Origin of the sequence: Polynucleobacter sp. 71A-WALBACH (assembly GCF_018882365.1) — a bacterium.
Lineage (GTDB): Bacteria > Pseudomonadota > Gammaproteobacteria > Burkholderiales > Burkholderiaceae > Polynucleobacter.
The window spans coordinates 1,094,649-1,119,383 of sequence record NZ_JACVOP010000001.1 but is presented as its reverse complement, the minus strand read 5'-3'; the positions used below and the strand labels follow the sequence as shown (position 1 = coordinate 1,119,383).

The window sequence follows — 24,735 nt, the reverse complement described above, 5'->3', positions numbered from 1 at the left end:
TGATATCACAAGCTAGTTCAGAAAGTTAAATTTTGAGGCTCTTTCCGTAAAGATGGCATGCCAATCTTCAAAGTCAAAAGAGAGCTTAATTAGGGAGCATGTAGTCATGGATAGTGACTTACCCGCGAGCAGCGAGGCTAAATTCATTAGCCCAGGATTATGTCCAACAATCATAAGCCTATCAATTTTATTGGAAACATGGGAAATAACTTTAAGCAAATCCATGGGTTCTGCCGCATAGAGATTCTCATTAACAACTAAATGAGAATGGGGGATGTGCAGTTCACTTGAAATAATCTGACCAGTGCTAATTGTGCGAACTGAAGGACTCATTAAAATAAGGTCCAAAAGTAACTCTTTTTTAGCCAATTTATGGGCTAACTTAATTGCATCCCTAACACCCCTTTTGGATAAAGATCTATCCTGATCAGAACCCAAAATCCCTCCTGCAATAGCTTTTGCATGTCTGAGAAGATATAAAGATTTAGGCATAGAGCTGATTTCTGTTTCCATTTCCCAAATTAACCAACTTGCCATTTCAATAAATACACCGACACAAGCTCTTGGACTTAATTACTATACAAAAGCCATGCAAAGGTATTTCGTTGAATGAGCATTCTTCAATTAAGCCCACTACAAATCAAAGTAAACACCACACCTAATGCTCCCTTTATAAAAGCCATGATTTTTTAATAATTGAGAAATATCAAAATTAAATAAGGAAATAAAAATTGATAGCCGAATGTAAGGGTCACAATGACAAGCTTGAAAGCTTAAAAATTAGATAATTATTTTGACTAAAAAACCTAACTATTGAAAAAGAAGGATTCTTATAGCAGTACCAGCTACCAACGGGGAAGGTGTTTACCTTGATAGCGGTAGAACAGACCATTTATCGCCCCAGCCGTTTAGCCAGTTCGCGACGATCAGAGCTTGCCTTCGCATAAAACTTTTTAAGTCCCGAGCAAAGATAATTCAGGCCTGACTCACCCTCTGGTGTTTTGGTAAAACGGTTTTTTGGACACTCGCCCCAGCACAGCTCTAAATAGGTGCAGGATTTGCAGTAGGTAGGCAGGCTATCACTCTTAGCGTAAGCAAATTTTTTCTGCTGGTCGGAAAATGCCAGATCGCCTTCATGTACTTCGAGGATATTGCCTAATTTGTACCCTGGATAAACGAAGTGATCACAGCTATAGACATCACCGTTGTGTTCGATCGCCAGTGCCTTGCCACAAATGCGTCCACTGACACATTTCTGTGGACCATGACCGAACATTAATGAGATGATGTTCTCAAACTGGTCGACAAACACATGTCCGTAATCATGCTTGAACCATTCATCCCATACTCGCGTCAAAAAATATCCCCAGTCATCCGGCAGTACCGACCAGTCAGTAACACTTGGTAGATTTGACCAATCCCAGTGACCCGGTGCAACAAAATGAAAATCAGATGGCTCTAATCCGGGAATAAATTGAATGATATACGGTCTTACCTCATCACGCAGGAAACGATAGACATCGATTGGTCGACGCGAATTACTACGATTCACAACGCACAGAGCGCTAAATACCACACGGTGCTTGTGTAATAACTCGACTGCCGCCATCACTCGTGTAAAGGTTGGTTTGCCGCCTTTGCTATAGCGATAAAGATCATGCAGTTCAGCAGGCCCATCAATCGACAAGCCAACTAGAAATTGATGCTCGGCAAGGAAAGCACACCACTCATCATTAAGCAAGATACCATTGGTCTGAAGATCATTCTCAATACGCTGGCCTGTTTTCTTGTACTGCTTCTGAAGCGCTACGATGCGTTTAAAAAAATCAATCCCCATCAGCGTTGGCTCACCACCCTGCCAAGTAAAAATTACCTCGTCGCCACCTTGCGCCTCGATGTATTGACGAATATGAGCCTCTAACAAGCTATTACTCATTCGTGGTACCTGCGGCTGATGCAGCAAATCTTCTTTATGAAGATAAAAACAGTAAGCGCAATCAAGATTGCAGTGTGCGCCGCTGGGCTTAACCATCGTATGAAAACGATAGAAATCACCATTGATCAATTTTGGAAGCTGAAGTGTTGGTTGAGTAGTCATAGCAAACAAAGAAAATAAAATGGAGATAAGGAAACGACACTCAGTCTGCCAATGTTTTCTTCAAAATCGCCTCCTTTTGCGCTGCCTGTGCCAAGCCTCTGATCATCGACACACTCAATCAGCAGCGATTTGCTAGAAATAACAGTATATGTGGCGTTACTTTGCAAGGCGCCTCCCCTCAATTGACCGAGCCAGTGAGAATTACTTGGTTTAGCATTACTCTTGATTGAACCCCTCATTCTCGGCAATAGCGGATATAGAATTTGGGTTAGTAAAAGACTCATCTTAGTAACCATCGCCCCAGCGATACTGCCAAGCGATGCCAATGGCATTAAAGTTAGATCCAGTTAGAGATGCTGTGCCTGTACTAGCATAGAGTTTGACTGAGTTATGACGATCTACTGGTAAAGCAAGGGTTATGCCTGCCCTAGTATTGGACTGAAGATTATTATTTAAGACGCCGTTCAGAGTGGTCCGATTGCCTACAAAGTAGTCGCCATTAAGCGCCAGCCAAACCCCAGAGACGAAACTGTAAATGATATGTGCCTGTGCTTCGTATTGGGGGGCTTGAGACAGACTTTGCCCGTAATTAAAATCTGAATTGACCGTATAAAAAGTGACGCTAGGCATAAATTCCAGAGTCCATGAACCGATGGCTTTGGAAATCCCGAGTTCAGGCCTAAAGGACCAGCGGTTATAGCCAAGATTAATGAGCTTGCTATTGTCGTATTGCCCTAGCGGCGCACTAATCTGCATGCTGGCACCAATGATGAGATCCTGGCTGTATCCTCTGAAATCTTTCAGCGATAAAGCGGGAGCGCCATAAAAGTTCATCGAAAAGCGAAATTTAGGATCCCCAATGCCGGACATTTGACGTTGTACAGGTTGCCCATTAGCCAACGCATCTCCATAAAATGCAGAGTACGGCAATATGACATCAAACTTGGCTGAGTTCCCAAAAGCATCGATTGAGCGCACATATGCAAGAACTTCAGTATTGCTGTGAAACTGCGCATTGGCAATCGGTAGAGTTGGATTGAATGCTACTTTACCTTCTGTATAAGCATAACCAGCAATTAGAAAATTAAGTCCAATTGGCGTATTGGCATAGGATCGTGGCTCCAAGTTTTGCGCTTGCGCTATTGATAACGACATGACAATGATGCAAGCGAAAGTAAAGGTCCATAACGCAAACCGCCAACAGTGTCTACGCATGTGAATTGAGCTTTCAAATTAACGCTTAACCAATTGAAGATGTGATGAAATCAGAATCCCCTCAAACAATATGAGCTAACTTCCAATTACCGCATTAATTTTTCCCTCTCGAATCGCTTTGATAAATGTTCGATAGTCAGCTTGATTCTGAGCGGCATACTCGACGGCAAACTCTCCAATGGCATCATCAAAACTTCGACTAGTACCCATATAGCCGGAAATCAAGGCGGCATCCCCAGTACGCGCATGAGCACGGGCTAAGGCGTGCGCGCACATCCGCCCATACTGTCGCATCATCGCCGGATCCCAGTCATCAATAATCGCCGACATTTTGATATCGCGAAGTTGGCGGACATAAAAATGGTGTCCGCTAATGCCACTTGTCCAGCCTAAAAAGACATCAGTCGCAGCCTGCATCAGCCGTTGTCCGACAATGACTCTCTGACCATTATTTTTATATAGGCTTTTTCCTGCATAAGGTTCAAGCACCGAGGTGCGTGCCTCTTTTATCTGCAAGAACAAGGAATCATTGTCGGCAGCCATCAATAACATGACTGCGCATCTTGTACCAACACTGCCAACCCCGACAACCTTCTCCGCCAGATCAAAGTAGTGGAATCGATCAAATAGTGTTCGCATGTGATCTGGTAAGCTCTCGCGGTATTCCTTGATTGCCTTAGAGTACCCGTCTAAAAGGCCGGGAGCCTGTTCCGCAGTTGGATGGAAAATCAGGGGCGGCTCGTCCTTAATCATAGGCCTTGAGCCTTGGTGAGTAACCAGTTTGGGGTATAAAAAATCAGGTGCAGTTCTACGCTGTTCTTTTTCTATTCTTAATTTAAGCCGATTTTTAAGCTCTTTAATTATTTCAGGATCACCCATTCGATCAGAATACTTTTGTAGATCAATTTTGTCGTACCAGACATCCAAGGCGCGCATGCCTGCATAGTCAGTCATGCGTTCACGATATTCCTGAACCAGATCGGTGACAAGCCGCGCTGCATTGCTCATAGGGAAATCCAAGTGTTTTGCCGCGATGATTACGCTGGCGGCAAGCCGTTTGAGGTCCCATTCAAATGGGGCGGGCAAAGTCTCGTCAAGATCATTAATATCAAAGATGATGTTTCGCTCTGGGGTAGCAAAGCCACCAAAGTTCATCAAATGCGCATCTCCGCAGGCCTGAACACGCAATCCACTAGTGGGAGTGTTAGCAAGATCAGCAGCCATCAGCACGGCAGATCCGCGATAAAAAGCAAAGGGTGACTCGGACATTCGGCCGAATCGAATAGGCACCAAATTTTCCAAGCGACCGGCATTGGATTCAATTAATAAATCCACTGGGTCACGGCGATTTTTAGCCGGTATCCATCCTGCGTGCGATGAACGTGGAGCTACATCACGCAAGGCGCGACCTTTTGCAGAGCGTTCGTCAACGGACAAGTAGGGAGTTTCAGACGAGGTGGAATTTTTTGTTTTAGTCTGCTTTATAGTTTTAGACATCAGAAACCCCATAAAAATTAATACTTAGATTGGCTTTTTATCAAATAGAGAGTTCACCGCATAAGAAAATTTAATTTAGGTTGGTAACTCTTTAATTCCATGCGCATATCTGATCCCCACGTGTGAATACTAAAATTTTTTAGAATGAATTTTTTGACATTAATCAAAATATTTCAACGGCCTTCTTTTACAAAGTAATTGCAATGGGCAGTGTAATTTTTACTTTTGTTATGTGGTCAGCATATTTAGATCGCCGCAGGGTGATCTCTATTTAGTAATACGCGGATATTTGAGGGCTAATAAGTTTACCGTCTGTGTGAAGGCGAACCACAATCAATGACTACACGTTCATCAATTAAATTCTCTTTTGATTTTAAGAGGCGGCTCCCGGCCCTCAGCGCCATGGTATTCACGGTGCCTTTACTTGCTTCAATTCCGTCATTTGCCTCAGATATTCCGCGTCGACCTAACATCGTCATTATCCTTGGGGATGATTTAGGGTTTGCTGATATGGGCGCATTTGGTAGTGAGATTAAGACGCCAAATCTAGATGCGATTGCCAAAAACGGAGTTCGCTTTACTAATTTCTATACCCACCCAACCTCCTCGCCAACTAGAGCAGCACTGATGAGCGGGGTTGATACTCACGTGAGTGGATTGGGCAACATGGATGAATGGATAGCTCCGAATCAGCAAGGGATTTCAGGCTACGAAGGCTACCTCAATGATCGGGTCACTACTCTACCTGAAATTCTTAAGACTTCTGGATACCATACTTACATGGTTGGTAAGTGGCACCTAGGAAAGGCGCCCAACCAAATTCCAGCGGCCCGAGGATTTGAACGAGACTTTTCACTTCTAGATGGTGCTGGCAGCTATTGGGATATGACCAACTTCACTGGCGCCTCACCCAAAAGTGTTTTTACAGAGGATGGAAAATATTTAACGGAATTACCCACCGACTATTACGCCACCAAAACCTATACCGATAAGCTCATTGATTTTATTGATAGCAATCATGATGATGGAAAGCCTTTTTTTGCATACGTTTCGCAACAGGCGCCGCATGACCCATACCACTTACCCGAAGAATGGCGATCTCGGCACGTTGGCGAATACGACATTGGTTGGGATGCAGTCAGGCAGTCCAGATTAAAGCGGCAAATTGAGCTTGGAATTACTCCTGCTGGCACCGAGCTGTCTGAAAGAATGTGGTTTCTTCCAGACCCAATCACGTTAGCTCCAGTCTCTCGGGCATTGCTTGGAAAGAAAATGGAGCTTTATGCTGGCATGGTGGAAAACTTAGATTTCCACGTGGGTCGGCTGGTTGATCACTTAAAACAGATCGGCGAGTATGAAAATACAATTTTTATCGTATTTGGTGACAATGGTGCCGAGGGATCGGATTTATTCAAAATGATCTCAGGTTCGCCTGGCTCGCGAGATTTTTTATTTGCGGCAATGAATTGGTCCCAGACTCACCCGAATGCATGGGGTGGACCACAATCCTATGTCGCTTATGGGCCAATGTGGGCTCAAGTTTCCATGACACCATTTAGTCAATACAAAGGTTGGATGGCGGAGGGTGGCATTAGGAATGCGCTTATCGTCAGCGGGCCACCGGTTACACGCCCCAAAGGCAGTATTAATGATGGGTTGATGCACGTGGCAGACATCATGCCAACGCTACTTGAAATAGCAGGCGCAACGTATCCAAGTAAGGATAAAGAGGGTCATGCTCTGCCCCCACTGATTGGTAAGTCATGGAACCCGTTACTAACAAATAAAGTGGATTCGCCACGCTCCAAACAAGATTATCTGGCGTGGGAAATTTTCGGGAATCGCGCTGTTAGGCAAGGCGACTGGAAATTGCGTTGGCAATACAAGCCTTTTGGTACTGGCGAATGGGAGCTCTTTGAGGTTACAAAAGACCCGGCAGAGAGAAAAAATCTCGCTAATGACAATCCTGAAAAACTTAAGTCGATGCTAGTTTTATGGGATGACTTTGTACTTAAAAATCATGTCATCCTCCCTAGCCGCTCTCCATTTGAAACCCTGGACGACACCATGCCTATGCGCGTTCCAGTTGATCCGGGATTCCCGCCCTTGATCTACAAAAAACAATTTATCCCTCCAAAAAACTTGATTGAGGGTGTGAAGAATTAAACGTTCGACCTTGGAATATATCTAAAGCCGATCCTATAAGCCACGCATAAAAAAGGAATACAAAATGAAATCAAATCGTTGGTTACGTTTTATTATGGCCATCTTATTTGTTGGCGGCGCTCTGGTTTCGGCAAATACCACAGCACAGGTTCCGGGTCGTTTTTACTGGAATTCCCTCTCTGACAGTAATGCGGTGCCGCTCATTTTTCAATCAGTCAGTGGCAATACCAATCCTTTCAACCCGGCACATACGGTTACACCAGGAGCAAGCTTCAATGCGACTATGGGAATGGTTGGCTATGCTCACACCTTCTCAATGTTTGATCGTGCTGCCACAGCCGCGGTGATTCTGCCGATGGGTCGAGTATCTGGAGATGTTACTGCTGGTGGACGTACAGCAACCCAGACTGCCAATGGGTTTGGGGATCCAATGCTTGAATACACGATTAATTTTTTAGGGCCTCGTGCGCAAAATACCCTGGCCGATGCTTTGAGATACGAGCCTGGCGTTTCAATGAGTTTTCTAGCGGATCTGGCAATTCCGATTGGAGAATATAACTCCAGCAAACTTCTGAATCTCGGCCAAAATCGAAATTATGGACGCGTGGGATTACCGACCGTACTCCAACTAGGTCCTTGGGTGCCAGGTAAACGTACGACTCTTGAGCTCTTACCAGCGGTTTGGATGTTTGGTAATAACAATAATTATGTCGGTCAAACATTAAAGACCGACCCACTCTTTCAGCTTGATGGGCACTTAACGCGAGATCTTACTGAAAATTTTTGGGGCTCCCTTGATGGAGCCTGGTACCAGGGTGGACAGGCAACTATTAATGGCGTTCCGGGCACTCGGCTTAATAATCTTGGAGTCGGCCTAACGCTAGGCTATACGATAAACGACAATACAGCCTTAACTCTTGGATATAAGTCAACAATTAACGACTCAGCACCTAATGCGCTACGCATGGATAGTTTCATGTTGACTCTTGTAGTGGGATGGAATCCTCTAGTTGAGGGGGCAAAACGACTAAAGAATGAAAGGTAATTTTTACTTTAACCTTGATACGACATTACTCTTGAGTTTGGGCGCTCTTTTGATTCCAAGTTAGAAAGAAAAAATAATTACTTTTTTCTTTAACCCATCTCACAAGATAACCAAGCATCTCATGAGTAAATTAATTGTCCGCTCCAATTAAAATTCAGGGGCTAGTGAAAATTTTTCGATACCTAAAGGCTAGCAAAGGAAATCTGAATCCTAATGTGCTCAGGGCTTATTTGCCATTTATGTGAATTAATAAAATTTGATGGCTGACTAGTGGATAGAGAACATAAAAAAAGCTGTAATTCAACGTAGACTCCCAGGTGGATGTCTTCAGTTTAATTTTTAAACATGAATGCCTGGTGTTAGCGAAAGAGGATCTTAAAAATTGTCAATAACAGATCCTCTAAAGAGAACATGGTCAAAAGTAATGGCGCAATAGGCAGTACCGTGATGATGATCAGCTGAATGACATTTTTGATATCAAATGGGAACGCGCGCGTACTTTTAATGATTTCAAAGCTATTGCTTAAATCTGCCAAAGATTGAATATCAGCACTACCAATGAATGGTTCGTCAGTTGTCTCGCGTCTACGTAACCACTTAAAGTCGAATGCGCGCACATACTTTTGGGAAAGCGTGCCATATTCATCTAAGCCATTCAGTTTTGCAGCCATTATTTGCGGCGTAAATACGAGCAATGGGCCCAATATGGAAAGCAGTACGAGCGTCACCATACCGATGATTTCGATCTCGAATGAGGTTAGGGATACACCAGTAAAAAAGATGCGTTCGCCCAGAACACCAGCAAGAAGGACACCTTGCGCAAACACTAATGGTGAAAACACATAGCTAACCTTGGCTAAAAATCCCAGGCCACATGCTCGGTCAGGGCTAGTGGGTATCAGATTTAATGATATTTTCGATACCTGCCATAGAAAACGGGACCAAATAAAAAGCCGGAAATACCAGCGCAACAACAGAAATTGAAACAAGGGCAGACTGATAAAGGCTAACCACCAGCCTGCTGGAGAAAGTTTGGATCGGCCATTGATCTCCACGCTATACCAACTAGAGACATCTAATGCGATTTGAGTTCGCCAAAGAAAAAGAATCCCAAACAGATAGACTGCGGAAATTAAAATAAGTTCGATACTAGTTGAGTTCCGCAAACGTATTGCCGATTCAATGGCAGCGCTAAATTGCCCTTTTGCACTTTCGGGAATGAGGTCTCGCTCTAAAAAAAGACTAATCAACGGACGAATACGTTGATGCACCACCGATTCGGCGACAACCAATAGCGGCAGCGCGAGCAAAAAACGTACATGCGTTTCAATATCGACTAGAAATGATAATTGAACGCTATCCCGAAAAACTTGACCAGAAATAAGAGAAAGCACGAGCAATGGGAGCCAAGCTAGAAGGGTAATTACAAGGATCCTGATGCATAGTGATCGTCCTGTATTACCAGCAAGATGCGCGCGCTGAAGTAAGTGAAATAAGAATCCGCCAAATACTAGAGAGAAGCCCTCTGGCTCGCTTAAAAAATCCTTTATTAGGGATGGTTTTTTTTCATCCATATGCGAGTGGCAACCCTCCTAGATCAAAAATTCCATAACTGAATAAGTCGTCTTCTACGGTTCATTCCAGAGACTACATACGATAACTTATTGAATAAGAGTAACTTTTTATTTTTTATCGCGATTGTATTTATGACATTGATCATGGGTTAGCGATATTGCTTAATGACTTCCGGTGAATGGGTCTTGGGACATGTTGTAGCCCTTTTAAGAACTGCAACATGTAAAAACTCTTAACCTATTTCTTTGGAGCGGCAGTCACTTTGATGCCAATAGCTTCAGTGAAGGTGGCATCCACTTGGTCCCCTACCTTGATATCTTTCAACATGGCGGAATCTTGCACCTTGAGTTCAACAGTACGGTTGGGCCCCTTTAGAGTTACCACTTGAGTTTTTTGATTTACCGCTATGACATTTGCGGTGACATTAACCGTCTTTTCAATTGCTCCCGCCGGCTTTTCCCCAGGTTTAGCACGCACCGATTGTTCGATGGTGATAGGTTGACCTAACTTCCCCTCATTGACGGATTTGTGTAATTCCAGGGCTAAGGCCCGAATATAGGTGAGAGTGACGAGATCACCCACATTAATTTGGTCAAAATTCTTCACCTCTGGTCCAAGGGGTAAAGTGACCTCCTTGCCCTGCTTACCCACCACCACTACGGTGCGACTTTGCTTATCGATAGACTTTACTTTGCCTTGCAACTGTACCGCCTCAGCTACCGCTGCCTCGTTGGATCCTTTTGTAGCCATGACAGCGCCTTGGGGTGCATTTTGGGCAATGGCAATCACTGGGACAGAAAAGATTGCAACAGCAATGGGGAGAATAATTTTGTTCATAGTATTTCCTTCTGGGTTGTAAAAATCAGAGTTAGGAGAATCCAAGTAGCACAATCAGCACGTAAGTCCGAGCGTCAAACAAGCAAAATCTATTGATCAAGCTGAAGCTCCTTTAGTTGAGATCGCAACTTTGCCATAAGAAAATTGACCGCATTAGAGGCATATTCCGCAACCAGTTCGACGGGTAGATGAATGCCTATTTTCATGTGGTATATCTAGATAATTATTGAGAAATATCAAAATTACATTAGAAAATGAAAAGTAATCTTTTAAGTGGATCTGGTAGTAAAAACTTTAAATGGATCAGGATTCGACGATTGCCTTGTCCGAGAAAGACTAAATAGCGAAAAGCAATCTATCTTAGAAGGCCTCACATTGACCGAACAGCGCACCGTCCTCCTGGAGAAAACCTATTTTCTGCCAATGGTAGGCTTTTTAGCGCACCAAACCAACGTGAGTATTTTCAACATACTGCTGTTAAAAATAGTGGTTTAACTGGAACGCTCTAGATTTTCCTGAATGACTTTAAGAAAGTGTTCGCCATAGCGTTCTAACTTGGTTTGTCCGACCCCACCAATCTGACTGAAGTGATCTAAGGTAGTTGGCGCGGATTTAACCATCTCTTGCAAACTACTGTCATGAAAAATTACATAGGGTGGCACCCCTTGTTCGCGTGCCAGCTCAGTACGTTTCGCCTTGAGCGCCTCCCATAGGCTTTCATCTGCAATATTGCTAAAGGGATGCGTAGAGCTCTTCTTTGCTCCAGACTTCATAGCACTGCTCTTGGAGTAGCCCGTTTCTTTTCGTAGCCAAACTTCTTGCTCTCCACGTAGAACTGGCAAGGCAATGTTATCCACTAACTTTAAGCCGCCATGTAATGCAATGTCTGCATCTAAATATCCGCCAGATACTAACTGACGATAGATGCTATTCCACTGTGCCTGATTGAGTTCCGCACCAATACCAAAGGTGCTCACTTGCTCATGAAAATATTGTTTCACTCTAGGAGTCACTTTACCCATAAGCACATCAATTAAATGGGTCACTCCAAAACGTTGCCCGGTACGATATACGCATGACAATGCTTTTTGCACTTCGTGTGTGGCGTCCCAAGTAACCACTGGCTCTAGACAGTTATCGCAGTTGCCACAGCCACCAGGATGCATCTCTCCAAAGTAGCGCAAGATCGTTTGATGGCGACATGTTGTGGATTCACAATAACCCAGCAAGGCATTAAGTTTTTGGCGCTCTACACGCTTACGATCTTCAGAAGCTTCACCAGAATCTACCATTTGCCGCAAGCTCACCACATCCCCAAATCCGTAGGCCATCCAGGCATTTGCAGGCAAGCCATCGCGACCTGCCCGACCGGTCTCTTGGTAATACCCTTCCATACTTTTTGGAAGATCCAGATGCGCTACAAAGCGAACGTTGGGTTTATCAATACCCATACCAAACGCTACGGTTGCAACCATGATGACGCCTTCTTCACGCAAGAAGCGTTTTTGATTGGCGCTGCGTGTTTCCACACTTAAGCCCGCGTGATACGGCATCGCATCCCACCCGCGGTCTTGCAACCATTGCGCAGTCTCTTCTACACTGCGACGCGATAGACAATAAATAATTCCGGAGTCATCGGCATGTTCAGCATCTAAAAAGTGCTCTAACTGTTGTTTAGCATTCTGTTTTTGCAAAACTCGATACTTAATATTGGGACGATCAAAGCTAGAGACAAACTGCTCAGCAGATTCTAAGGACAGACGTTCGACAATTTCTGCTCGGGTTGGCGCATCCGCAGTAGCGGTTAAGGCAATACGAGGAACTTTTGGAAATCGCTCGTGTAAAACGGTTAGCTGGCGATATTCTGGACGAAAATCATGGCCCCATTGCGAAACGCAGTGCGCCTCATCAATAGCGAATAATGCAATTCCGGGGCCCGTATTAAGCCTATCGAGTATCGATAGAAAACCAGGGTTCATCAGACGTTCTGGCGCCACATAGATTAGGTCAAGATCTCCAGCTAGTAATTGACTAGTCACCTTTTGAGATGTAGCTATATCCAGACTAGAGTTCAGAAATGAAGCTTTAACGCCTAACTGGGTTAATGCATCTACCTGATCTTGCATCAGCGCAATTAGGGGTGAAACTACTACCCCTACACCGCGGCGAACAAGCGAGGGAATTTGATAGCACAGCGACTTACCGGCACCAGTAGGCATAAGGACCAAAGCATCGCCGCCTGCCACTACATGTCTAACAATAGACTCTTGAGCACCTCGAAATTGATCAAAGCCAAAAACATCATGAAGTACTTGGTGACTAGATTGCAACAGTAATGCTCCCTTGTATTAATGAATGTCCGTGCATTACAAACTACCTATAAATAAAAAGCCCCACGTTATGCGGGGCTCTTTCAATATTTTCTCTGTAGGCAAAAATACAGAGATTGATTGGCGGAGAGGGTGGGATTCGAACCCACGGTAGGTTTGACCCTACGCCTGATTTCGAGTCAGGTACATTCGACCACTCTGCCACCTCTCCGAACCGAACTGCGATTATAGCTTTCGGGCAATCCCCTGATCTTCTTAGATCATCATTTAGAGAGGCTTCAATACCTCTAGGCCGCCCAAGTAAGACTGCAATGCTTTTGGAATAGCAATGCTGCCATCCGCTTGCTGTTTGTTCTCAAGTAATGCAACCAGCGCTCTACCAACCGCAAGACCGGATCCATTTAAGGTGTGCACTAATTCTGGCTTGCCTTGGCCAGCTTTAAATCTAGCCTGCATGCGTCGTGCTTGGAAATCGCCCATGCTGGAGCAAGAGCTGATTTCACGATAAGCTTTCTGTGATGGCACCCATACTTCTAAGTCATAAGTCTTGGCACTACCAAAACCCATATCACCAGTACAGAGCAATACTTTTCTATAAGGTAGCTCCAGTAACTCGAGAATCTTCTCTGCGTGTCCAGTTAAATCCTCTAGGGCCTGCATTGAATCTTCTGGCTTAGTAATTTGCACCAACTCCACTTTATCAAACTGATGTTGACGAATCATTCCACGCACATCGCGCCCATAGCTTCCAGCCTCAGAACGAAAGCATGGAGTGTGGGCAACATATTTCAAAGGCAGACTATCGGCACTCACAATCTCATCGCGCACTAAATTCGTCACCGGTACTTCTGCTGTCGGAATCAAGTAGAAGTTTTCAATTCTTGCTTCGCCGGCATTTGCCCCCTTTGTATCTTCACCACCCATTTGACGAGGAACCTTAAACAAGTCCTCTTCAAACTTAGGTAGCTGACCAGTACCACGCATGGAGGCAGCATTAACCATATATGGTGCGTAGATCTCTTGGTAATTGTGCTGGGTTGTGTGGGTATCAAGCATGAATTGCGCTAAAGCACGATGCAATCGAGCAATAGGCCCCTTGAGAACCACAAAGCGCGAGCCACTAATCTTCGCTGCTACTTCAAAATCTAGACCCAGTGGGCCACCCAGATCAACATGGTCTTTAATCTCAAAATCAAATGCTGGAGCATCGCCCCAGCGCTTCACTTCTTTGTTTTCAGTCTCATCTTTACCAACAGGAACTGCTTCATCCGGCAGGTTCGGAATACCCATCAAGAAATCTGCAATCTCTACCTGCAAAATTGCTAAGCGTGATGCGCCTGATTCCATATCAAGGTTAATCTGGGTTGCTTCCGCCAACTCGGTAGTAGCATCCTCGCCTTTACCTTTTTTCATACCAATGGCCTTAGCCAATTGATTACGTTTAGATTGCAATTCTTCAGTGCGTGTTTGCAAAGATTTGCGTTCAGACTCTAAGGTGTTGAACTTCTCAACATCCAGTTGAAATTTACGAGTGGCTAAACGGGCAGCAACGGCTGCGATATCTTTGCGGAGTAATTGCGGGTCAATCATATATTGCTCGATTTTTTATATTTGGTTTTTACTGAAAGGTGACTCAATAAGACTTATGGGTTCTAGTTTAAGCGCAAGACTTCCGCGCCAGCAGGCGGCACAAAGGTAAAGCGATTGGCGGGCAAATTGACGTTCAATTGAATCTTATCTAAGGTAACCAACACCACGCTTCCTAGCCCATCTATGAGCTCCAGTGCTTTAGGCAGTCCATTGGCCATCCCCACTGAGATCTTGGTATACGGTAAGTCATTCCCATTTTTTGCATTGGGATTTTTCTTGGGGACAAGAGCAACCCATTTCATACCCAAGCGATCTTCTGCCTCAACTAAATCAAAATGTTGGTCTAGGGAAGTCTCTCCAAACAAGATTGCCGCAGGCGTAGCTGCCAAAGCTTGGCCAGCAGGCCTGAATGTTGCCTGATTTAAGTCCTTGTCCCACAAAATGAGTTGCTTGCCATCAGCAATCAGTTTTTGTTCATACGGCTTTTGGGTGTCCCAAATAAATCGCCCTGGTCGCTGAAATACAAAACGACCCTGAGTTTGGCGAATGACTTTTAAACCCTTATCTTGTGGCTCATTTGCTTTAGGTGCGCGCAACTGTTGTTGCACAAACTCACCTTCAGCAGTTTTGGAGCTACGCACAAACTGACGCAACTGCTCTGCACCACTTTCGCCATCTGCAAATACCCCGTTTGAAGATAAAAGAACTGTGAGCCCGAGAGCTAGTAACGAGAAAAATCTACGCAAGGGGATCGCCTTATTCGGAAGGACGATGGAGGATTTCGCGATTACCGCCATTACCCATCTTCGAAACTAAACCGGCTTTTTCCATATCCTCGAGTAAGCGGGCGGCACGGTTATAACCAATGCGCAAATGACGTTGTACCAAGGAGATGGATGGACGCTTATTGTCCAGGACGATAGCTACTGCTTGGTCGTATAACGGGTCGGCTTCGCCGCCACCTTCACCAGTCAGAGCATCGATATTAGATTCATCGGCACCCTCAAGAACACCGTCAATGTAGTTAGCTTCGCCCTTCTCTTTGAGCCACTCCACTACCCGATGAACCTCATCGTCAGAAACAAAGGCGCCATGAACGCGAACCGGTAAACCAGTACCGGGTGCCATGTAGAGCATGTCACCCATACCCAGCAGTGCTTCAGCACCCTGTTGATCGAGAATCGTACGGCTATCGATCTTGCTACTGACCTGGAAAGAGATGCGGGTAGGAACGTTGGCTTTAATCAGGCCAGTAATCACATCCACGCTAGGACGTTGAGTTGCTAACACCAAATGGATACCGGCAGCACGGGCTTTTTGGGCAATACGCGCAATTAACTCTTCAATCTTTTTGCCAGAGACCATCATCAAGTCAGCCAACTCATCGATCACGATCACGATCACGGGCGCCTTATAAATTGGCTCCGGATCATCTGGAGTAAGGCTGAATGGATTGGTAAGCTTCTCGCCTTTTTCTTCCGCCTCTAAAATCTTTTTATTGAAGCCAGCAAGGTTACGCACACCGAACTTACTCATGAGCTTGTAGCGACGCTCCATCTCATTCACAGCCCAATTCAGTGCGTTATACGCTTGCTTCATATCAGTCACTACCGGGCACAGTAGATGCGGGATCTTGTCGTACATTGCCATTTCTAGCATCTTCGGGTCAATCATGATCAGACGCACTTCATCAGGCTTCGACTTAAAGAGGATAGACAGAATCATGGCATTAATACCAACAGACTTACCAGCACCAGTGGTACCCGCAACCAAGCAGTGCGGCATCTTTGCCAAGTCAGCCACGATAGGGCTACCAGAAATATCTTTACCTAAAGACAAGGTTAAATTGGAGTGGCTGTCGTTGTAAACCTGTGAACTCAAAATCTCAGACAAGTAAACCGATTGACGCGTTGGGTTTGGTAGCTCCAAGGCCATACATGTTTTACCGGGAATGGTTTCCACCACACGCATACTTACTACACCAAGAGAGCGTGCCAAGTCGCGGGATAGGTTGACGATCTGACTACCCTTCACACCAACAGCAGGATCAATTTCGTAACGAGTCACTACTGGGCCTGGATAGGCCGCAATGACCTTCACTTCCACATTGAACTCAGCCAACTTGCGCTCAATGAGGCGAGAAGTAAATTCCAGTACGTCCGCTGAAATAGTTTCTTTCGCTTCTGGGACAGGATCAAGCAATGCCAATGGAGGTAGCTCTGAATCTGGAATATCCACAAATAGTGGCTGCTGTTTCTCGCGCTCAACGCGAGCACTTTTCGGAATCTCTACTGGGGCACGAACAATCTGTACTGGTTTAGCGATTTCAACGCGCCCGCGGAACTCTTCAACAAACTCTTCACGCTCTTCTGCTGCCGCTTCACCCAATTTGCGATCCTCTTCACTATCGCGACGCTCACGCAAACGGTTATATGCCAACTCTAGGGAGCGACCTACTTTTTCAGCGACATCTAACCAAGAAAAATGAAGAAACAAGGAAAGACCGGCACAAAGCGTAAATAGCAAAACCAAAGTAGAACCAGTAAAACCTAAGGTCATCTGCAAGGGATCGCCAATGAGCTCTCCCAAGATACCTCCAGGAGGCCTTGGAAGCTCCCAGGTCAGCGAATGCATGCGAATAGACTCAAGACCCATGCTGCTCAATAAAGTCAGCCCAAAGCCCAACCAGCGCATTAATAAGGAGTCTGGCTTGGCATCTGGATCTGGCGGCAAAGGAATGCTCCAAAGCTCACGCCAGCCACTCAGAACGCGGCGCCCAAAGAGCACCACCCACCAAAAAGCGGAAATACCAAAGATATAAAGTAATAAATCAGCTAAATAGGCCCCAAAGCGCCCGCCCAGGTTCTTGGGAACCTCAAAACTGGCATGCGACCAAGCCGGATCTGCTTTCGAATAGGTCAGCAAAATAGCAAAGAGTCCTAAACATAGGCCGCAGGAGATAAACCAGCGAGCCTCCAGTAGGAGGCGGGGCATCCTGCCCTGCCCGTGATTCTCAGGGGGCTGGGGGCTTAAAGGGGTTTTAGACTTCGGGTATGCGGTTCTTGCCATGTTCTACCGATTGTAATCAAGCAATCCTATAATTTGGGTATGACTACAAATACCCCAAAACACTCCAAAGTCCTCATTCTGGGTTCAGGCCCTGCTGGCTATACGGCTGCCGTATACGCAGCCCGGGCTAATTTGAGCCCTACCCTCATTACTGGATTAGCACAGGGCGGTCAATTAATGACCACTACTGATGTCGAAAACTGGCCAGCAGACCCCGATGGAGTCCAAGGACCAGAGCTAATGGATCGCTTTTTGAAGCACGCAGAGCACTTTAATACCAACATCATCTTTGATCATATTCATACTGCCGCACTCACTGAAAAGCCGATCCGCTTGGTTGGCGACTCTGGCACCTACACCTGTGATGCCTTAATTATTTCTACAGGGGCATCTGCTCAGTACATTGGGCTACCTAGTGAAGAAGCATTTATGGGTCGCGGTGTTTCTGGATGCGCGACATGTGATGGCTTCTTCTATCGCAATCAAGATGTTTGCGTGGTCGGTGGTGGTAACACTGCTGTTGAAGAGGCGCTCTACCTGACTGGCATCGCTAAAAAAGTGACCGTGATTCATCGTCGCGATAAATTCCGTGCAGAGCCAATTCTTAATGACCGCCTCATGGCGAAAGTAGCCGAAGGTAAGGTTGAGCTCAAATTGAACTCCACTCTGGACGAAGTGCTGGGCGACGAAAAAGGCGTGACCGGTGTGCGCATTAAGAAAGCGGATGGCAGCACAGAAGATATTGCTGTGACTGGTGCCTTTATTGCGATTGGCCACAAACCTAATACTGAATTATTCATTGGTCAATTAGATATGAATAATGGCTATATTAAGACTCACTCTGGTTTAGAAGGTAATGCAACCGCTACCAATATCCCCGGCGTTTTTGCAGCAGGTGATGTGCAAGACCATATTTATCGTCAAGCTATTACCAGCGCAGGCACGGGATGCATGGCTGCATTAGATGCTCAACGGTATTTAGAAACCTTGGCATAGCTCACTAAACAATGGAGCAATAAAAACGCCTAGCATTGCTAGGCGTTTTTTTATGGAACACAACCACCAACAAGGAAGAGCTTTTACATCCCGACTATTGTTAACGAGCCAAAGGCAATAATGGCACGATCAATAATGCGACGATGTTGATAATTTTAATTAAAGGGTTCACAGCAGGTCCTGCAGTGTCCTTATAGGGATCGCCTACAGTATCTCCAGTGACTGCCGCTTTATGCGCTTCAGAACCCTTGCCACCGAAGTTGCCTTCTTCAATGTATTTCTTGGCATTATCCCAAGCGCCACCACCAGTACACATCGAAATTGCTACGAACAAACCAGTCACGATAGTACCCATGAGCAAACCGCCTAAGGCAGCAGGCCCCAAAAATAAGCCGACCAAAATCGGGGCAACAACGGGTAGGAGTGATGGAATAATCATTTCTTTAATTGCTGCAGAAGTCAGCATATCCACGGCTTTGCCATATTCCGGTTTTGCCGTCCCCTCCATGATTCCAGGGATATCGCGAAACTGTCGACGAACCTCTTCTACAACCGCGCCAGCACAACGACCCACTGCTTCCATGGCCATCGCACCAAACAAATACGGAATCATGCCTCCAATAAAGAGGCCAATGATCACCATATGATTTGATAAGTCAAAAGATACTTGCTGGCCAATAGATTCAAGGGCATGTGTGTAATCAGCAAAGAGCACTAGAGCAGCAAGACCTGCCGAACCAATCGCATAACCTTTCGTCACTGCCTTGGTCGTATTACCTACAGCATCGAGTGGATCAGTAATGTCACGGACAGATTGTGGCAAACCGGCCATCTCAGCGATACCACCTGCATTATCTGTGATGGGTCCATAGGCATCTAGAGCAACCACAATACCCGCCATCGACAACATGGCAGTAGCTGCAATAGCAATGCCATAAATTCCAGCTAACCAGTAAGCTGCATAAATTGCAGCGCAAACAAATAACACTGGATATGCTGTGGATCTCATAGAGACACCTAAGCCAGCAATGATATTAGTACCGTGACCTTTGGTTGAAGCTTCGGCAATGTGTTGCACCGGCTTAAATTGCGTTCCAGTGTAGTACTCCGTAATCCAAACTAATCCAGCGGTGAGTACCAAGCCAACTACTGTGGATGCAAACAAACGCCACTGACTTCCAGGGATACCCAAGGCATCATCCGGCATGATGAAATTAGTGACAAAATAAAACGCTACTAAAGAAATGCCGCCAGCCACAATTAAGCCTTTGTACAAAGCTGGCATAACGTTTTTCATACCAGGAGTGGCCTTTACAAAAGAGCAGCCAATAATGGAAGCGATTATTGAGACACCTCCCAACACTAAGGGGTAAACAATGGCAGAGACTGGGGCACTAGTAATCATGAGTGCCCCTAAAACCATCGTGGCAATTAATGTCACAGCATAGGTTTCAAATAAGTCCGCAGCCATACCTGCGCAGTCACCTACGTTGTCACCGACGTTATCTGCGATAACCGCAGGATTGCGAGGGTCATCCTCAGGAATGCCTGCCTCTACCTTACCCACTAAATCAGCACCAACATCGGCGCCTTTGGTAAAGATGCCTCCGCCCAGACGAGCGAAGATTGAAATCAATGAGGAGCCAAATGCTAATCCAATGAGGGGATGCAGTACGGATGAGAGATCCTGCCCAGATCCTGTTGATACCAAAAACATAAAGAAAAGACCTACACCTAGTAGACCAAGCCCTACGACCAGCATGCCGGTAATTGCGCCACCCTTAAAGGCCACATTCAGAGCTTCATTCATACCCTTGGTGGCTGCTTCAGCAGTTCGGACATTAGCGCGAACTGAAACATTCATGCCAATAAAGCCACAAGCACCAGAAAGGACTGAGCCGATAACAAAGCCCATGGCGGTGGCAACATCCAAGAATAGAGCTATTAAGATCGTGAGAACGATTCCAACAATGCCAATGGTTTTGTATTGACGTGAAAGATACGCGGCAGCGCCCTGCTGAATTGCCTCGGCAATTTCTTGCATCTTGGCATTACCAGTGCTTTGTCGCAGAATCCAGCTACGCATTACAAAACCATAAATCACGGCTAGAACACCGCAAGCCAAGGCAAAATATAAGCCTAAAGTGACATTACCCATGCTTAAACCCCTTAAAATTTGGTTTAAATTGTTTTGCATCTCTTACGTATGTCAGCCCACTTTCTGAAAGCGATAAACTAGAGGCTATATGCGCTTTATCAGTATGTAGCAGAATCACTTCTCTGCGTCTTTATCAAGATCAGGGTATTTACTAATCACTATTTGGAGTTTGTATGAGTCTCGACAAGGTCAAACCAGGCAAGAAAATCCCCGAAAGCTTTAACGTCATTATTGAAATCCCCATGAATGCCGATCCGATAAAGTATGAAGTGGATAAAGAAAGCGGCGCTATTTTTGTTGATCGCTTTATGGGAACAGCAATGCACTACCCATGCAATTATGGTTATATCAATAAAACCATTGCGGGCGATGGCGACCCAGTTGACGTTCTTGTCATTACTCCTTTTCCGTTAATCCCAGGTGTTGTAGTTAGCTGCCGCGCAATCGGTATCTTGCAGATGGAAGATGAAGCGGGTCAAGATGCGAAGTTGCTCGCCGTACCAGAAGATAAAATTTTACCGATCTATACACACTGGCAAAAGCCAGAAGACATCAACCCATTGCGCTTAAACCAAATTCAACATTTCTTCGAGCACTACAAAGATCTCGAAAAAGGTAAATGGGTAAAAGTAAAGGGTTGGGCTGGCGTAGCTGAAGCACATCAAGAGATTCTTGAAGGTATCGAGCGCTATAACAAAGAAAATACATAACCATTTAACTTTATTTAAAATTGGGAGTGAGCTCGCAAAAAATCGCCTTAGCGCAAATCAACCCTCTTCTGGGTGATTTGCCTGGCAACGCGCAGCTCATCTCTCAAGCCGCTGCAGATGCATATGCACAAGGCGCCACAATCCTTCTCACACCAGAGCTCTCGCTCACTGGCTACCCTCCAGAAGATTTACTCTTACGCCCTGCTTTTATAGAGGCTGCTGATCGCGAGCTCAGCCTTTTAATGCAAGAGCTCCAAAAATTTCCGGGTTTAACAGTCATAGTTGGACACCCCACGAAGACTGCCGCTGGTTTACAAAACTTCGCCTCCGTCATTCGTGATGGCAAAGTCATTGCTAGTTACGCCAAGCAAGAGTTACCTAATCATGAAGTATTTGATGAGGTCCGTTATTTCACGGCCGGTAAGGAAGCCTGTGTCTTTGAAAATGCGGACATTCAATACGGAGTGATTCTGTGCGAAGATGCCTGGCATGCTGGTCCCGCCAAACAGGCTCATGCTGCTGGCGCTCAAGTACTTCTAGTTCTCAACGCATCGCCTTATCACCTCCAAAAAGAATCTTTACGCATTGATGTACTGCGCAAACAGATTGCCTTAAGTAAGATGCCATTGGTGTATGTCAATGCAGTAGGTGGTCAAGATGAGCTTGTCTTTGATGGTGGATCTTTTGCTTTAAACAGTGCAGGCAAAGTAATGATGACCATGCCCCAGTTTGAAACTGCTCTTGGCTTTGTGAATGTCAATCCATCTGCTGATTTAGATCCAGGCGTCATGGTGGTTCCCTCCAGCGTAGAGGCTCAAGCTTACCAAGCGCTTGTTTTGGGTGTGCGCGACTACGTTCAGAAGAATCGCTTTCCGGGTGTCATTATTGGCCTCTCTGGAGGTGTTGACTCTGCATTAGTGCTGGCGATTGCAGTGGATGCCTTGGGCGCAGACAAAGTGCGCACCGTCATGATGGCCTCACGTTACACCGCTGATATTTCCTGGATTGATGCGAGAGAAATGGCCCAGAATCTTGGCGTGCAATACGATGAGATTCCAATTAGCGAACCCGTTGACGCCCTTGAGCATGCCTTAGCCGAGCAATTCAAAGGATTGAAACTCGACGCTACCGAAGAGAATATTCAGGCGCGGGTGCGTGGCACCCTACTCATGGCCCTCTCCAATAAAACAGGTCGCCTAGTTTTAACCACAGGCAATAAGAGCGAAATGGCGGTTGGATACTGCACCTTATATGGAGATATGGCTGGCGGCTTTGCGGTCATTAAGGATATTGCTAAGACCTTGGTCTATCGCTTGTGTGCTTATCGCAATAGTATTGCCCCAATTATTCCGGAGCGGATTTTGACACGCGCGCCTTCCGCGGAATTGCGCCCTGATCAAACCGATCAAGATAGCTTGCCATCCTACGAGGTATTGGATGGCATCGTAGAGCGTTATATGGAGCAAAACCAATCCATCGCTCAAATTATTGCTGCTGGATTTGATCCCGAAAGCGTAGAAAAAGTGACTCGCCTCATTAAGCTTAATGAGTACAAGCGCCGTCAAGCGCCTCCCGGTGTTCGCGTGACTACCAGAGCCTTTGGGCGTGACTGGCGATACCCCATCACTTCTCAATTTAGAGCGTAATTGGGCGCTCGTTATCAGTTCTAGGTATGATTACCGTATTAAGGGGAATATATGAAGCTAATCACATCCATTATTAAGCCGTTCAAACTTGACGAAGTTCGTGAAGCCTTAGCTGAAGTAGGCGTCACCGGACTTACCGTTACTGAAGTAAAAGGTTTTGGTCGCCAAAAAGGTCATACTGAACTCTATCGTGGCGCCGAGTATGTAGTCGACTTTTTACCCAAAGTAAAAGTAGAAGTAGTGGTTGCTGATGATCGTGTAGAAACAGCAATCGAAGCCATTACTAAAGCCGCGCGCACAGGCAAGATTGGTGATGGCAAGATTTTTGTTAGCCCAATTGAACAGGCAATTCGTATTCGCACTGGCGAAACTAACGACTCCGCAGTTTAAGAATCAGCATTTGATGCGCTAACTCTCCAGAGGGTTAGCGCTGCTGAGAATCTGTCCGGTCTACGGATGGAGCCACCACTTCAGCAGCCTCCAACACTACAGTTTTGTAATTTAGATTTGTCAGGCGAACCTTTGCGCCTTGAAAGAATATATCTGCCTGAGCAAGCCCACCTGTCAGTACTTTAAATGGCGGCTTGCCATAAAAGGATACGCCAACTCCGGGCTCAACAGTTTTGTTTTGAATCTTTCCAGAAGCATCGCTGACACAAATAACCTGCTTTGATTTAACTTGTACATAAACCATGTCAGCCGCTTTACGAGGTGCATCTGGTTTATAGCTAATAATCCCTTCCTCAGCAGGGCAGGCCGTTGAGGTCTCAGTACTGACCGCAGGAACCGCAACTACTGGTGCGACAGCAACTGGAGCGACTGGTGTAGGCTCCGCTGGAGGGGCTGCTGGAGCTGGCTCAATCACCTCTTCTTTTACAACAATGATTTCTTCAGGCTTGTCTGCAAAAAATAGTGGGCGCAGATTAATGACCGAGAACACCAGCGCCGCTATCACGCTGAGCCATAGGAACAACTTCTTTGACGAAGTAGGCTTTGAACTTACCGCCGTTGCAGACAAAGGCATTTCTTCTAATTTGGCTTTTATGGGCTCTACTTTTGGAGCTTGAGCCTCCTCCACTATTTCCTGCGCTGCTTCAGCTTCTTTTTTTACCTGTGCTTTTTTGGCGGGAGCCTTAGACTCTTCAGCCTTTGGCTCTTCAATTATTGTTGCTGGTACTTGAGCCCCATAGTCAAATGCTTCCACGTCGCTTAAGTTGAGTAACTTGGCCACTTTTTTAGCAGCGGTCAATTTATTTTGGGCGCCATAGAAGGAGCCGGATTGGCCGCTCTCAATTTGCTCAATTTGGCGATGAGATAAGCAAGCCATTCCACCGAGATCTTTTGTGCTCAGACCGCGCTTTTCTCTGGCCTGAGAAAAGGCTTCTTTACGAATTGCTGGGAGCTTGGTGTTAGTGATCACAAAAATGTCTTAAGTGCCTTATCTAGCAAAGTGTTGTCCCATCATAGTATTTATCTACTAGTAAGCAAATTAGCTCAAGGGCTAGCCATTTTGGAGGTTTTCTAGGTCTGATTCAAGGTACTTTGCAACTAACAATTGAACTGAATCCACATTCATCTTATCCATGACTCTCGCCTTATGAACCTTGATCGTAGCATCTGGCATTTGCATATCGAGCAAGATGACCGCTGGTGCTACTGGCACCGAATGTTCCAGAAACGTCACTGCGGAGGAGAAATCATCAACGATGTAACCCACATCCTTGAGCATTCTGCTTAAAGAGGTGCGCATCGACTCATCGTCGTCAATTAGGTAGATGTGGCCAACTTTAGTCATTGAATTTA

General features: G+C 45.6%; 19 protein-coding genes and 1 tRNA gene. 6 read left to right on the top strand and 14 right to left on the bottom strand.

The window, feature by feature from the left end; genetic code table 11:
• Positions 1-12 precede the first annotated feature (12 nt).
• The 4 genes from ICN42_RS05745 to ICN42_RS05730 all read right to left on the bottom strand — a co-directional run bounded on the left by ICN42_RS05745 (position 13) and on the right by ICN42_RS05730 (position 4,810).
• The gene (locus ICN42_RS05745; protein ID WP_216252115.1) at positions 13-513 is read right to left on the bottom strand and encodes a histidine phosphatase family protein; all 501 of its coding nucleotides are present in this window, start codon (positions 511-513) and stop codon (positions 13-15) included.
• 379 nt (positions 514-892) lie between these two features.
• Positions 893-2,098, bottom strand: a complete 1,206-nt coding sequence (locus ICN42_RS05740) for an anaerobic sulfatase maturase (RefSeq protein ID WP_255539253.1) — start codon at positions 2,096-2,098, stop codon at positions 893-895.
• 285 nt (positions 2,099-2,383) lie between these two features.
• A complete protein-coding gene (locus tag ICN42_RS05735; RefSeq protein WP_216252113.1) occupies positions 2,384-3,253 on the bottom strand; it encodes a transporter in 870 nt (289 codons plus the stop codon).
• Between the two features lie 135 nt (positions 3,254-3,388).
• Complete coding sequence (locus ICN42_RS05730; RefSeq protein WP_216252112.1) at positions 3,389-4,810, bottom strand: DUF2252 domain-containing protein; 1,422 nt, start codon at positions 4,808-4,810, stop codon at positions 3,389-3,391.
• Between the two features lie 336 nt (positions 4,811-5,146).
• Here ICN42_RS05730 and ICN42_RS05725 point away from each other — a divergent pair, with 336 nt between their 5' ends.
• A complete protein-coding gene (locus ICN42_RS05725) occupies positions 5,147-6,976 on the top strand; it encodes an arylsulfatase (protein ID WP_216252109.1) in 1,830 nt (609 codons plus the stop codon).
• 64 nt (positions 6,977-7,040) lie between these two features.
• Complete coding sequence (locus ICN42_RS05720) at positions 7,041-8,021, top strand: transporter (protein ID WP_216252107.1); 981 nt, start codon at positions 7,041-7,043, stop codon at positions 8,019-8,021.
• Positions 8,022-8,380: 359 nt separating this feature from the next.
• Here the strand turns inward: ICN42_RS05720 and ICN42_RS05715 are convergent, their stop codons facing one another.
• From ICN42_RS05715 to ICN42_RS05685, 7 genes are all read right to left on the bottom strand, one after another.
• Positions 8,381-9,595: a hypothetical protein gene (locus ICN42_RS05715; protein WP_216252105.1), complete on the bottom strand. Its 1,215-nt coding sequence runs from the start codon at positions 9,593-9,595 to the stop codon at positions 8,381-8,383.
• Positions 9,596-9,833: 238 nt separating this feature from the next.
• The gene (locus ICN42_RS05710) at positions 9,834-10,433 is read right to left on the bottom strand and encodes a copper-binding protein (protein WP_216252103.1); all 600 of its coding nucleotides are present in this window, start codon (positions 10,431-10,433) and stop codon (positions 9,834-9,836) included.
• A 491-nt stretch (positions 10,434-10,924) separates the two neighbouring features.
• Positions 10,925-12,763 carry a DNA helicase RecQ gene (gene recQ / locus ICN42_RS05705; RefSeq protein WP_216252101.1) on the bottom strand — a complete coding sequence of 613 codons (1,839 nt, stop codon included), beginning with the start codon at positions 12,761-12,763 and terminating at the stop codon, positions 10,925-10,927.
• Positions 12,764-12,884: 121 nt separating this feature from the next.
• Positions 12,885-12,974: transfer RNA gene (locus tag ICN42_RS05700), tRNA-Ser, on the bottom strand.
• Between the two features lie 56 nt (positions 12,975-13,030).
• A complete protein-coding gene (serS, locus tag ICN42_RS05695; RefSeq protein ID WP_216252099.1) occupies positions 13,031-14,353 on the bottom strand; it encodes a serine--tRNA ligase in 1,323 nt (440 codons plus the stop codon).
• A gap of 62 nt (positions 14,354-14,415) precedes the next feature.
• On the bottom strand, positions 14,416-15,150 hold the full coding sequence (locus ICN42_RS05690) for an outer membrane lipoprotein carrier protein LolA (protein ID WP_216252097.1): 735 nt from the start codon (positions 15,148-15,150) through the stop codon (positions 14,416-14,418).
• Positions 15,110-17,422: a DNA translocase FtsK gene (locus ICN42_RS05685; RefSeq protein WP_216252094.1), complete on the bottom strand. Its 2,313-nt coding sequence runs from the start codon at positions 17,420-17,422 to the stop codon at positions 15,110-15,112. Before ICN42_RS05685 ends, ICN42_RS05690 begins: the two co-directional genes overlap by 41 nt.
• Before the next feature lie 39 nt (positions 17,423-17,461).
• Between ICN42_RS05685 and trxB the strand changes: the two genes are divergently transcribed.
• Positions 17,462-18,418, top strand: a complete 957-nt coding sequence (trxB, locus tag ICN42_RS05680) for a thioredoxin-disulfide reductase (RefSeq protein ID WP_216252092.1) — start codon at positions 17,462-17,464, stop codon at positions 18,416-18,418.
• 100 nt (positions 18,419-18,518) lie between these two features.
• On the opposite strand, the gene ICN42_RS05675 is transcribed toward trxB, so the two are convergent.
• Positions 18,519-20,576: a sodium-translocating pyrophosphatase gene (locus ICN42_RS05675; protein WP_216252090.1), complete on the bottom strand. Its 2,058-nt coding sequence runs from the start codon at positions 20,574-20,576 to the stop codon at positions 18,519-18,521.
• Between the two features lie 173 nt (positions 20,577-20,749).
• Here ICN42_RS05675 and ppa point away from each other — a divergent pair, with 173 nt between their 5' ends.
• The 3 genes from ppa to glnK are packed head-to-tail and all read left to right on the top strand — an operon-like array spanning position 20,750 to position 23,322.
• Positions 20,750-21,286 (top strand): inorganic diphosphatase, encoded by a 537-nt coding sequence (gene ppa, locus ICN42_RS05670; protein WP_216252089.1) that lies wholly within the window; start codon positions 20,750-20,752, stop codon positions 21,284-21,286.
• A gap of 26 nt (positions 21,287-21,312) precedes the next feature.
• Positions 21,313-22,932: an NAD+ synthase gene (locus ICN42_RS05665; RefSeq protein WP_216252086.1), complete on the top strand. Its 1,620-nt coding sequence runs from the start codon at positions 21,313-21,315 to the stop codon at positions 22,930-22,932.
• Positions 22,933-22,983: 51 nt separating this feature from the next.
• Positions 22,984-23,322, top strand: a complete 339-nt coding sequence (gene glnK, locus ICN42_RS05660) for a P-II family nitrogen regulator (protein WP_216252085.1) — start codon at positions 22,984-22,986, stop codon at positions 23,320-23,322.
• A 34-nt stretch (positions 23,323-23,356) separates the two neighbouring features.
• Here glnK and ICN42_RS05655 read toward each other — a convergent pair whose 3' ends face one another.
• Together ICN42_RS05655 and ICN42_RS05650 are read right to left on the bottom strand one after the other, a co-directional pair.
• Complete coding sequence (locus ICN42_RS05655) at positions 23,357-24,352, bottom strand: helix-turn-helix transcriptional regulator (protein ID WP_216252082.1); 996 nt, start codon at positions 24,350-24,352, stop codon at positions 23,357-23,359.
• A gap of 81 nt (positions 24,353-24,433) precedes the next feature.
• Positions 24,434-24,727 (bottom strand): response regulator, encoded by a 294-nt coding sequence (locus ICN42_RS05650; RefSeq protein WP_255539252.1) that lies wholly within the window; start codon positions 24,725-24,727, stop codon positions 24,434-24,436.
• Between the last annotated feature and the right edge of the window lie 8 nt (positions 24,728-24,735).